Genomic DNA, 11,950 nt, shown 5'->3' with positions numbered 1-11,950 from the left:
CGTTTTTTTGTGCCCGGAATTACCGAGTGCTCAAGCCCACGCAAGTGCCGGCAAGCCACATGCACCAGGCTTGAACGCCTTCAACGTACGAAGAATGCCATCGGCGTGTGCGTACTTTTCGTCGGCCATCGCCGCATCCGGGATCGCAATCGCCGTCATCCCCGCCGCTTTCGCTGCGGTGACGCCGAACGGTGAATCCTCGAACACCAGGCAATCCTCCGGCGCGACACCCAGGCGCCGCGCCGCTGTCAGGAAGATATCTGGCGCCGGTTTGGCTGCCCCCACTTCCGGGTCATCCGCGGTGACGATGAAGTCAAACAGCGCGAACCAGTCGCGGTGCAAGGTGGTTTTCTGAGCGAACGACAGACGTGAAGAACTGGTGCCCACCGCAATAGGAATGTTGTTGGCCTTCAAGTGCCGAACCAGTTCCTCTGCGCCAGGCATCGCCAGCGCCGTCGGAAAACGCTCGCGCATCAAGGGTTCGCGGATCATCAGAAACTCTTCGGCGGTGATCGGCAGGTCCAGCGCCTCTACCACATAGCGCGCCAGATCACCCGCGCCACGGCCGATGATGTTCTGTTTGACGCTCCAGTCGAAGGTCCGGCCATAACGCCCGGCGATGATGGACGTGACCTCGGTGTAAATGCCCTCGGTATCCAGCAACAAGCCGTCCATGTCGAAAATCACGGCCTTGATCGGGCCGAACTCATCCAAGGGTGCATTCATCGCATCAGATCCGTTTTTTCATGGCATCTCAGGAGCGGCTCAGGCACGACCGGGTCCGTGATGGATTAAAGGGTTCAGCAGCATAGCGAGCGCGATTGGTAGAGAGCAACGGGCAACGCCTGACGGATACAAAAATCTGTGTCGAGGCACCCGCGATGATTTAGCGACTTCCCCTACACCAAACACCTCCTTTCCCGACTTCTTTCCTTGCTGATCCCCCGCAAAGTCTCGCGTTCCACATTGATCAGCGCGAGGGACTGCGAATGTTCGAACCTGACAAGGTCCTGGCCTTGAACAATGCCATCGGCCTGCTGGTGGTCGCCGCCATGAACCCCGAGCAGCCGAACGTCGAAGCGCTACTCGATGATTTTCGACTCTGCCTCAATGACTACGAAGCCTGGGCGGAAAACTTCTGGACCGGCGGGGCGCTGAAAGTCGAGCAAGTGTTCAAGGTCGGCAACGAAGTCCGGCTCAGCGCGCCGAAGGAGTCCACCGCCCCTGTCAGTTCAACACTCGCCATATGTCCCGCCAGCGGTCCGTTGACCCTGGTGCACCTGTTCGAGGCCGCGCGTTTCGTGCCGATCGGCAATACACCGGTGATGCTCGAACCGGTTATCTCGCAGCGTAATGGTGAACTGACGTTCGGTGAGCCCGTCCACAAAACCATTGGCCCCAGCGGCATCCTCGAAATCCCCGAATGCTGGCGCGGCCAGCGCTATCGCATCACCTTCTTTCCCAATGTTTCCGCTAAGCACGTCAAAGCGCTCTATGCCTCCTATCAGGACGTGATCGGCGAGCTGGAAGGCTGGCTGCGCAATGAATGGACGAGCGAATTCGAGCCTTTATGGGCAGGTTTTTCCGAGGCAGGGTTCACTCGGCGCTACGGCATGCTGCAACAGGCCGACTGGCGCGGTTTCGAGCGTTCGCTGCACGGTTTGTGGGATGACGTGAAGCAGGTCTACGCCCTGGTGGCAGACCTGCAAACCAACAGCGAAAAACTCCTTGAGTACCTGACCCAAGACGAGCTTGAGACGCTGCTGAATGCCTCGGCTGAAGCCATCGCCAATGTGTTGCTGATGTTGAGCGATGAGCCGTTGATGTTCATCCATCTCGCAGCCTTCACCAGTTGGCTGAGGATGTTGCCGCCGCAGTACATCGCCGAAGTCGTGGCGCAAATTCGTACAGAACTGTTGATCAGTTTCCTGCTGGTGCGCCTCACCGGTCCTACGGGCCTGAAGCTCGGCATGAGCGCCAAAGTATTGGACAAGATCAAGTCCCGGCAGGCTCGACAGTGGTTGGCGGCGGCCAGTTTGCGACTGGCCGAACTGACGGCCAGATCTGACCTGACAGCCCACGTTGGCGCGCTCAAACCGCTCGTGGTCAACGCGCGAAATGCCTCGCTGAAACCGGCACCGACGGTTCCGCTGCAGATCAGTGCCGGCGATTCACCGGTTGTGCGGGTGAACAATCCGGTGGCCATTGCTCGCGACAAGTCCGACGTCATGACCCGACTGGGCCGTCACGAACCTCACGACGATGCATCGAATCAGGCGAAAAATCCCAACGGCGACAGTGCCGATTCGGCGGATAGAACCGCTACCAACGGCTGTCCGGTGTCGATGGTCAGTGGCGAAGAACTGCTGACCCTGACCGACGGTTCGCTGGATGGGCTGCTGCCGTTTGCCTTTACCCGGTTGTACCGCACCAGCGCGGTGGAGATCGATTGCGGGCTGGGTTGGGGCTGGAGCCATTCACTGGCGCAGCGGTTGGAGCTGGACGATGAACACGTCGTCTGGATCGACCATGAAAACCGTCGTACGACGTTTCCGCTGCCGAGCATCGAGCGCCCGACGATTCATAACAGTCTATCGCGGGCGTCGATTTACCTCGGGGACGAGCCGGAAGAGTTGATTCTCGCGTTGGCCGGCGAAAAGAGCCGGTTCTACCACTTTCGAGGGGGTCGCTTAACGGCGATCAGCGACGCCTACAACAACCGCCTCCATATCACTCGCGACCGTCAGGATCGCATTCAACGCCTCGATAACGGCGCCGGTCGTTCGCTGCTGTTGTGCTACGAGCGCAGGCACCTCGTCGCCATCGAATACCAGTCGTTTCACCGCACCGATGCCATGAATGAAGCCTGGCGTACAGAGCAGACGCTGGCTTTCTATCGCTACGACGCTCGCCAACGTTTGATCGAAGTAACCAATGCCGCCGGGGACAGCGAGCGTTACGACTACGACGACCGGCATGTGATCCTGCAGCGGCAACTGGCCGGTGGCGCGAGTTTCTTCTGGGAGTGGGAACGGTCTGGCAAGGCGGCGCGTTGCGTGCGGCATTGGGCGTCGTTTGCGCAGATGGATGCGCGGTATGTCTGGGATGACCACGGCAGCGTGGTGGTTAAAAACGCCGACGGCAGTGAAGAAGTTTACGAGCACGACGACCGGGCGCGGCTGGTGCGCAAGGTCGGGCTGGACGGTGGCGAACAGCTCAAGGTCTATGACGATCAGGGCCGGTTGGTGGCCGAGCAGGATCCGCTCGGCGCCGTTACCGAATACCGTTATGACGAAGTCGGACGGTTGGTGGCGCTGATTCCGCCAGAAGACGAGCCAACGGCCTACGAGTACCGCAATGGTTTCCTGCATGCGCGCTATCGCGGTAAAGCCGTATGGAAATACCAGCGCAATGCGCAGGGCGATGTGACCGAGGCCACCGATCCCGACGGCCACGTCACCCATTACCACTACGACCCTCAGGGGCGCTTGCTGTCGATCCGCTACCCGGACACCAGCCGCCATGTCTTCGTCTGGAATGCCTTGGGGCAACTGCTCGAAGAGACCTTGCCGGATGGCGGGCAGCGACGCTTTTCCTACGATGCGCTGGGGCGGCAGATTACCCGTCAGGACGAACACGATGCCGTCATCCGTTACCAATGGGACGCCGTTGGCCGACTGACTCAGACGATTTTGCCTACCGGTGCCACTCGCGCCTTCAGCTACAACGCCTACGGCAAGATCACCGCCGAACGCGATGAACTGGGCCGCGTCACTCGCTATGAATACGCCGACGATTTGCACCTGGTCAGCCGCCGGATCAACCCCGACGGCACCCAGCTCAAATACCGCTACGACAACGCGCAGCTGCTGCTCACGGAAATTGAAAACGAATCCGGCGAACACTATCGGCTGGACTACACGCCCAGCGGATTGATCCGACAGGAAACCGGCTTCGACGGTCGCCGTACCGCGTACGTCTATGACCTCAACGGCCACCTGCTGGAAAAAACCGAGTTCGGTGATGACGGCTCGCAGCTGGTTACGGGGTATCAACGGGATTCGGCCGGACGCCTGTTGGTCAAGACGCTGCCCGATGGCATCAAGGTCGAGTACCGCTACGATGCGCTGGGCCGACTCGTCAGCGTCAATGACGGCCACGATCACCCGCTGGAGTTCAAGTACGACCAACAGGACCGCCTGATCACCGAACACCAGGGCTGGGGCACCTTGCGTTATGGCTACGACGCCTGCGGCCAGCTCAACCACCTGCGCCTGCCGGACACCAGCAAACTCGACTACCACCACGCCAAGGGCGGCGCGCTGACGGCCATCGACCTCAACGGCGCACGTCTTACAAGTCACACATACAAATCCGGCCGCGAACAGCAACGCCAACAAGGTCAACTCACCAGCAAATATGCCTATGACGATCAGGGCCGGCTGAAGGCCCATGCCGTCAGCCAACAGCAAAAAAACCTGTATCGCCGCGACTATGCCTACAGCGCCAACGGCAATCTCGACCATATTGCCGACACCCGCCATGGCCAGCGCAGCTATCAGTATGACTCGCTCGACCGCCTGATCCGCGTGCGCCATTCCCGCGACCAACCGCCGGAAAGCTTCGCCCATGACCCGGCCGGCAACCTGCTGATGCAGGACCGACCCGGCCCGACGACCGTCAAGGGCAATCGCCTGCTGATACAGGGCGACCGGCATTACGACTACGACGCCTTCGGCAACCTGATCCGCGAACGCCGCGGCACCGCGCAAAAGCTCGTCACTGAATACCGCTACGACTGCCAACACCGGTTGATCAGCGTCACTACTGCAGATGGTCGTTGTTCAAATTACCGCTACGACGCCTTCGGCCGTCGTATCAGCAAAACCGTCGACGAAAAAACCACCGAGTTCTTCTGGCAAGGCGACCACCTCGTCGCCGAACACAGCCAGGATCACCATCGCAGCTACATCTACGAACCCGGCACCTTCCGCCCACTGGCCATGCTCGACGGCAAAGGCCCGCGCCAGGCCTGTCCGTTCTACTACCAACTCGACCACCTCGGCACACCGCAAGAACTCACCGACTACAGCGGCGACATCATCTGGGCCGCCCGATACACCGCGTATGGCCGCCTCACCCGCCTCAACCGTGACACCCACCAAGTCCTCGATCAACCGCTGCGCTTTCAAGGGCAGTATTTCGACGCGGAAACCGGCCTGCACTACAACCGGCATCGCTACTACAATCCGGATGTCGGGCGGTATCTGACGCCGGATCCGAGCAAGTTGGCGGGCGGGCTAAACGGCTATCAGTACACGCGCAATCCGGCGGGTTGGGTTGACCCGTTGGGGTTGAGTGATTGTCCTGGGACGGATGGGTGTAGGAAGCCGTCGTTTGGGGATGAGGATCCGGCGGGTAAGGTGGGGGTTGATGAGGGGGAGCCCAGAACCCCGAATCCAAAACAAGAGAACTATTACTTGTACCGTGGTGACGATCGAGAACCCTGGGAAATTTTTGAGGCAGGATTCGAACCCTTGGGAGACAGTACAGATCTGTACTTGCACGCACTAGATAATAAAAGCCCTCCCAGTTACTTTGTCAGCACTACGACAAACGAAAATGAGGCAAAAAAGTTTGCCACAGGCTACGGAATTGCCGATGGTTACATATACGTACTGAAAAACATTAGGGGAATTGATGTAAACAAAGAACTTGGCATGATGTCACCACATCGGCGTGAGGTTGAGATAGCATTTCCAGGAGGAATAAAAAATCATGATATCGTCGGCGCCACCCCCGTCTATGATGATGGTAGCTATAAGGGCTACTCCATACCAAACCCTTTCAGGAAGCAACCATGAAACCAATAGAAATTTTAATAAACAATCATGGCGTCGTAGAGACAGCCACAATCGAATGCGACAGAAAAAAACTGACACTCACATTCACGATGCACAGTGGTTTAAAAAAAGTTTATACGGCCTACGACCTTTACGTATGCTTTGGCATGTTAAGAGCCGACTATCCTGAGATAAAATTCCTGTGCAAAGGCGCCAAGTTAAATGTTCATCCTTCACGAATGTCGTCCCAAATGTCTAATGGCTTAGTCGCGTACGAACTTAAACTTGGAAAACCTAGCGAAGAAGAGGACATAGTACGAATTTTCGACTACGAAGACGAAAATATTACTAGCAATATTGAGGAGCAAAAAACCTTCTATAAGAACTGGATCGAGTCATTGATTACTACAGCGTCAAAAAAAGATAATACTCAATAAAACAACCGACAATATAGAATCACAAGCTCACGCAACACCGTTAATCGAGCAAATACGCAACTATCAGTAGCGACACTTACAATTCAGAGCAGCCACATCAAAACAAAACATCTAATCACAGAAGATCCGGCCATAAGCGAGCAAACCTAATGAAACATTATATAAAACTACAAATTGGGCATACCATTGAAACTGCAACGCTTGAAGAGAATTACAGTTCATTAACATTCATAATGGAAAATGGACTCAGAAAAACCTATACCGACCATGACCTGTATTTATGTCTGGCACAAATCCGACGAGACTTCCCTAAAATAAAATTCCTTTGCAAAGGAGCAAAACTTAATGTGTTCCCTTCACGAATATGCTCCCAAATGAGCAATGGATCTGTTGCTTATGAGATGACACTGGGAGAAGCAGCATCACGTGATAATATTGTTCACATTTTTGATTTTGAGGACAAAGACATCACCAATGATATTTCCGAACAAATAGATTTCCACCATCAATGGATAAGCCATTTTCGACCAAAACAAACTAACCCAGTAAAAAACCCAACTTAAAGAGGACTGACTTATTCAGTTCAAAAAAACAAAAACAAGCGACTAAGATAAAGCTATTTTTTCAGCGGTATACCCATCGATACCAATGACGGCCTATCAGGCCAAACCATCTTTAAATTCGAACCGAAAATAGAAGTGGAAAGCGTAGAGATTGTGATATTCAAAGACGGTCACCGCCTGCTCGCTAAATTCCTTTGCAACACGAAAACGCTGACCATTAATTTCATTATGGAGGATGGATATAGTAAAACTTATTCAGGCGCGGATTTTTACGAGTGCTTCGGCCATATAAGAAAAGAACATTACAATATAACTTTCTTATGCAAAGGAGCAAAAATAAACGTACACCCCTCCAGCATGTCCTCGCAGATGTCGCTTGGAGTAAAAGCATATGAACTCACAATAGGTAAATATGCATCAAGGAATGACGTTGTAAACATTTTTGATTACGAGAAAAACAATCTTACGAACGATCCGGAGGTTCAAAGAGAGTTCTTCATGCGCTGGGTAGAGTCAGACATTTCATAGGAGTAACGAGTCGAGAAAGAAGGGTGAGGAAACTTTCGATTGTCTGAGTCCAAGCCCAGCTCGACACTGGGCTCAGTTCTACAGTCAAAACGCTGACTTAACCGCCAGAACCACCGATTTTATCTCCACTTCCTGCTTTACCACCGCTCTCATCTATCTCAAAATCACCTGACTCTCCAGACCCACTTCCAGAACCGCTCCCTATCGAACCTCCACCGCTCATCGAGCCACTTCCCTCCCCCGGGCTGGTGCTACTCCCGCTGGCATCGCCGCCATTCCCACCACCAATGGTATCCGGTGGCGGCACTTTCCCATCCGAGGAACCCGCATTCATTTCCGAGTAGGGCGGCATCCCGCCCTTGTCGACCGGCGCATCGCGGCCAGACGATTGAGCAAACGCCGCCAATGAACTGATCGACAGTAAGCCGACCACCGTCAGGCTCGTCAGTTTTGATCTGTTCATGGCGCACCTCCTTTAAAGAGTGCTTTATCTGATCTCTGGCAGCGGTCGCTTTTTAAAGGTGCCGCACAATCGACGAGCGGCGATGGATCGCTACTCAGGGTTTCAGCTCGGTTCTCCCGATAAATCGTCACCGGTAATGTCCGGGTCATCGGGATGGGCCTCCACATCACCGCGCTTCACATCATCGGTGGGCACTTGCTCCACACCAGTGTCGTCATCGGTGGGCACCTGCTCCACACCAGTGTCGTCATCGGTGGGCACCTGCTCCACACCAGTGTCGTCATCGGTGGGCACCTGCTCCACACCAGTGTCGTCATCGTCGGGCGGGCGCTGATCGCGACTCAGAGAGTCGGTAGGTGAAGGCAGCGGGTATTCGGGGGTATCGTCGATATCGGAGTCTTTCGGATCAGCATTCATAACGCACCTCTCAATGGACCTGAGAAACAGATCCTGATCTTTCGAGGACAACACGATAGATGCGGTTCGATCAGAGAGACAATTGGTCGTTCCGACCGCAAAGCCTGATCACTCGTCGTCTTCTTCGTCGTACTCGTCATACTCGCAGTTGCCTACGTCGCCTGCGTCATCGGCATCGTTGAGCGGCACCGTGGCGTCGTCCATCAGAGACCCCGGATCTTCGTTGCCAGGATCGTTGATCGGACCTTCTTCTTCCATGCCTTCGGTTTCCGGAGTCATGACATGCCTCAAAACGTCCAAGGGTGTATGAAGTTCGAGGCGTCCTACGAGCAAACGTTCCAGAGTCCTACTGACAGAAATGAAAAACCCGGCACTGGGCCGGGTTTCTACTGTCACTCGATATCGAGTTAGCGATGCTTGTACTTATTTTTATGCTTGTGTTTGTGTTTGCCACCACCGGAATGCGAGCTGTCGCTGTCATTACCCAGGTTGCTGCCCACCGCGCCACCGGCTGCACCGCCCACGCCAGCGCCAATGGTGGAACCGGTGGAGCCGCCCAAGCTATTGCCGATCATTGAGCCGCCCGCCGCGCCAATACCACCGCCAACGGCCGCTTCTGTTCGACTGCCCTTGCGCGCACCGACCGCGCTGCCTGCCGCACCGCCGACGCCAGCGCCCACTGCTGCTCCCGTGCTGCCGCCTAGTTGACCGCCGACTACGTTACCCAACGCGCCGCCAAGACCACCGCCCACTGCAGCGGTGCCGTCGCCGGCAGCCATTGCACCCTGAGCGACCAAAAGTCCTAAAACCACCGTGGACAATGTCAAACGCATGATATGAACCTCTAATTTCCGCATCGGGGGAAGAACGGGCCGCGGACAGGCCTCAGCCTGGCATCTGCGTGTGTTGAACAAAGCAAATACCGACTGTACGAGATTTGAGCCACATCCTGGAGAAACGTTCCAAAACGAAAAAGCCCGGCATCGAGCCGGGCTTTTTCAGCGGATCATTCGGGATCAGTGGCCCTTTTTGGACAGATTGCTGCCCACGCCGCCGCCCAATGCACCGCCCAGGCCGGCACCGATGGTGGAACCTGTCTTGCCGCCCAGGCTGTTGCCGATCACCGAACCGCCTGCCGCGCCGACACCGCCGCCGATGGCCGCTTTGGTGCGGCTGCCTTTGCGTGCTGCAACAGCACTGCCGGCTGCGCCCGCTACGCCAGCACCAATCGCTGCACCGGTGCTGCCGCCCATTTTCTGGCCGACCACATTACCCAGCGCGCCACCCAGACCACCACCGAGCGCGGCAGTGCCATCACCGGCAGCCATCGCACCTTGAGCAACCAAAAGGCCCAGAACCAGAGCAGGCAGTGTCAAACGCATAACGAGAACCTCAAAAAAAGGGGAAACAGAAAGGCCGGAGATTGAATGCTTTAGAAGAGGCAAAGTCCAGACACAAACACGGAACAACCTCGTCATTGGCGACGGTTGGACAGCATTTATGGAAAAGGTTTTATAACAGGCAAAAAAAAGCCCGCTGGGGAGACGGGCCAGGGTACTGCTTTCTAACGGATGAGCTGAGACTACGTAGGCCGGTGTGAAAAGTTTGTGAAAAAAACACTAGCGCTCGCAAAGTTGTAGGACATTTTCCGGCATTGCTACCGAGCCATGCTTTCTACCCATCAAAAAAAAGAAACCCCGCTCAATGGCGGGGTTCGTGCGGTAACTGTTTACTTCTTGGAAGGCGCACCCAGCTTGGGCATGAATTTCGATTTCGGCCCTCGGGTTCGAGGCACTGCGGATTTGATTTTGTTGATCTTGATACGGTCTTCACCGAAGCTCGGCACATAGTCCGTCTGACCACACTGCACGCAATCATTGATCGGAAACTCTGCCCCGTCGTCTTCGATATACGGCTCAGTCATATCTTCGCTCCTCTCTAACGGGTCGATACCGGCAAGCCTTCTTTGCCTGAAAAATATCGACCACCCAGGATTTTGAGACTAGTCGGTCATTCCCGGACTTGTGATTCAGATTATTACGTGCCCGACGAATGGCCAGCGCTTGCTTCCTACAAAGTCAGATGGCGCGAATAAACAGAACGTGCATGCCCCTCGCCCGACAACGCTCTCAAGATTTTTTCACCCCAACTTACCGCAGTTTGACCGCCGTCCCGGTCACAAACACCACCACCATCCCACCCTTGCCGGCCGGCATGCTGATCTCATAATCGAGCCCCACCACCGCATCCGCCTGAAGCGCCCGCGCCCGCTCCTTGATCTCGTCGGTGGCCTGAATCCGCGCATCCTTCAATGCCCGCTCCAATGTCTGAGAACGCCCGCCGAAAAAATCCCGCATGCCAGCGAACAGATCGCGGATCACGTTAACGCCCTGCACCGACTCAGCGCTGACGATGTCCAGGTAAGCGGTGATTTGTCGACCTTCGATGGTGTGGGTTGTGGTGGTGATCATGATATTTCCTCCATGCATGAATTTTTAGACGCCAAAAACCACAAAACCCCTGACTTCTCTCGAAATCAGGGGTTTTGTGTATATCAAATTTGGCGGTGAAGGAGAGATTCGAACTCTCGATACAATTTCTTGTATACACACTTTCCAGGCGTGCTCCTTAAGCCACTCGGACACTTCACCGTATCTCTTCAAACATGTTCTGTCTGTCGAGGCGCGCTAATGTAGTCGAAAGCTTTTCTGATGGCAAACTTTTTTTGCAGAATTTTCATGCGGTTAGCGATTTAGTCGTTCCGGTGGGTGCCGTGCCATGGCAAACCCGCCAATCTCCGGCTTCGCGCCCTCTTCTATATAGAGGGGAATGCGCGGCTGGTGTGGCCGGCAACGCTTGCCGGGCGGGGAAAGGGTGACCGGGTGGTCAGTCACAGCGCTTTACCTGGCCTACGGCGGTGGGTAACGTCTGCCCTACTTTATTAGAAGGATTGGCGTCATGAGTGAGTTGATTTCTTACCATCTCGAAGACGGTATCGCGACCCTGACCTTGAGCAATGGCAAGGTCAATGCCATCTCGCCGGACGTGATCGTTGCGTTTAACGCTGCTCTGGATCGGGCGGTGGCGGATCGGGCAGTGGTGATCATTACCAGTCAGCCAGGTATTTTTTCGGGTGGTTATGACTTGAAAGTGATGACGGCCGGCCCTAACGAAGCCAGAGCACTGGTAGCTGCCGGTTCGACCCTGGCTCGTCGCCTGCTGTCGCACCCGTTCCCGGTGGTTGTGGCCTGCCCTGGGCATGCGGTGGCCAAGGGTGCGTTTATTTTGTTGTCGGCTGACTACCGCATTGGTGTCGATGGCCCGTACAGCATTGGTCTGAACGAAGTGCAGATCGGCATGACCATGCACCACGCCGGTATCGAGCTGGCGCGTGATCGTCTGCGCAAGTCGGCGTTTCATCGTGCGGTGATCAATGCCGAGATGTTCAATCCGCAGAGTGCTGTGGACGCCGGTTTCCTTGATGTGGTGGTGTCGGCCGAAGAGCTGCAAGGCGCGGCGCTGGCGGCGGCTCGTCAGTTGAAGAAGCTCAACATGACCGCCCACAAGAACACCAAGCTGAAAGTGCGCAAGGCACTGCTGGAGACACTGGACAACGCGATCATCCTGGATCAGGAGCATATGGGTTAAACCTGAACGCGCTGTACCGAAAAGTCCGACCGTCGTGTCGGGCTTTTTCTT

At 55.6% G+C, this 11,950-nt stretch carries 13 protein-coding genes and 1 tRNA gene; 5 read left to right on the top strand and 9 right to left on the bottom strand.

Features of this window, described 5'->3' with window-relative positions:
* Positions 1-30: 30 nt before the first annotated feature.
* Positions 31-726 (bottom strand): HAD-IA family hydrolase, encoded by a 696-nt coding sequence (locus CKW20_RS05070; protein ID WP_095051918.1) that lies wholly within the window; start codon positions 724-726, stop codon positions 31-33.
* 263 nt (positions 727-989) lie between these two features.
* Here CKW20_RS05070 and CKW20_RS05065 point away from each other — a divergent pair, with 263 nt between their 5' ends.
* The 4 genes from CKW20_RS05065 to CKW20_RS05050 all read left to right on the top strand — a co-directional run bounded on the left by CKW20_RS05065 (position 990) and on the right by CKW20_RS05050 (position 7,371).
* Positions 990-5,864 carry an RHS repeat-associated core domain-containing protein gene (locus CKW20_RS05065; RefSeq protein ID WP_095051917.1) on the top strand — a complete coding sequence of 1,625 codons (4,875 nt, stop codon included), beginning with the start codon at positions 990-992 and terminating at the stop codon, positions 5,862-5,864.
* Positions 5,861-6,280 carry a hypothetical protein gene (locus CKW20_RS05060; protein WP_095051916.1) on the top strand — a complete coding sequence of 140 codons (420 nt, stop codon included), beginning with the start codon at positions 5,861-5,863 and terminating at the stop codon, positions 6,278-6,280. Before CKW20_RS05065 ends, CKW20_RS05060 begins: the two co-directional genes overlap by 4 nt.
* Positions 6,281-6,429: 149 nt before the next feature.
* Positions 6,430-6,843, top strand: coding sequence for a hypothetical protein (locus CKW20_RS05055; protein ID WP_095051915.1), 414 nt, complete (start codon positions 6,430-6,432; stop codon positions 6,841-6,843).
* A 135-nt stretch (positions 6,844-6,978) separates the two neighbouring features.
* A complete protein-coding gene (locus CKW20_RS05050) occupies positions 6,979-7,371 on the top strand; it encodes a hypothetical protein (protein ID WP_095051914.1) in 393 nt (130 codons plus the stop codon).
* Positions 7,372-7,468: 97 nt separating this feature from the next.
* Here the strand turns inward: CKW20_RS05050 and CKW20_RS05045 are convergent, their stop codons facing one another.
* The 8 genes from CKW20_RS05045 to CKW20_RS05015 form a co-directional block, all read right to left on the bottom strand.
* Complete coding sequence (locus tag CKW20_RS05045) at positions 7,469-7,834, bottom strand: hypothetical protein (RefSeq protein ID WP_095051913.1); 366 nt, start codon at positions 7,832-7,834, stop codon at positions 7,469-7,471.
* Between the two features lie 102 nt (positions 7,835-7,936).
* Positions 7,937-8,251, bottom strand: a complete 315-nt coding sequence (locus CKW20_RS05040) for a hypothetical protein (protein ID WP_095051912.1) — start codon at positions 8,249-8,251, stop codon at positions 7,937-7,939.
* Between the two features lie 108 nt (positions 8,252-8,359).
* Positions 8,360-8,530, bottom strand: a complete 171-nt coding sequence (locus CKW20_RS29520) for a hypothetical protein (protein WP_176466853.1) — start codon at positions 8,528-8,530, stop codon at positions 8,360-8,362.
* A 128-nt stretch (positions 8,531-8,658) separates the two neighbouring features.
* Entirely contained in the window at positions 8,659-9,084 is a 426-nt protein-coding gene (locus CKW20_RS05035) for a hypothetical protein (protein WP_095051911.1), read from the bottom strand.
* 183 nt (positions 9,085-9,267) lie between these two features.
* The gene (locus CKW20_RS05030) at positions 9,268-9,633 is read right to left on the bottom strand and encodes a hypothetical protein (protein ID WP_007902140.1); all 366 of its coding nucleotides are present in this window, start codon (positions 9,631-9,633) and stop codon (positions 9,268-9,270) included.
* 347 nt (positions 9,634-9,980) lie between these two features.
* Positions 9,981-10,175: a hypothetical protein gene (locus tag CKW20_RS05025; protein WP_095051910.1), complete on the bottom strand. Its 195-nt coding sequence runs from the start codon at positions 10,173-10,175 to the stop codon at positions 9,981-9,983.
* Between the two features lie 226 nt (positions 10,176-10,401).
* Positions 10,402-10,722, bottom strand: a complete 321-nt coding sequence (locus tag CKW20_RS05020; RefSeq protein ID WP_007902143.1) for a YbjQ family protein — start codon at positions 10,720-10,722, stop codon at positions 10,402-10,404.
* 90 nt (positions 10,723-10,812) lie between these two features.
* Positions 10,813-10,902, bottom strand: a tRNA-Ser gene (locus tag CKW20_RS05015).
* A 307-nt stretch (positions 10,903-11,209) separates the two neighbouring features.
* Between CKW20_RS05015 and CKW20_RS05010 the strand changes: the two genes are divergently transcribed.
* Positions 11,210-11,899, top strand: a complete 690-nt coding sequence (locus tag CKW20_RS05010) for a crotonase/enoyl-CoA hydratase family protein (protein ID WP_095051909.1) — start codon at positions 11,210-11,212, stop codon at positions 11,897-11,899.
* Positions 11,900-11,950 lie beyond the last annotated feature (51 nt).

Origin of the sequence: Pseudomonas sp. Irchel s3b2, from assembly GCF_900187445.1 — a bacterium.
Lineage (GTDB): Bacteria > Pseudomonadota > Gammaproteobacteria > Pseudomonadales > Pseudomonadaceae > Aquipseudomonas.
The sequence above is the reverse complement of the archived record's forward strand: the minus strand, read 5'-3'. Positions and strand labels throughout refer to the sequence as shown.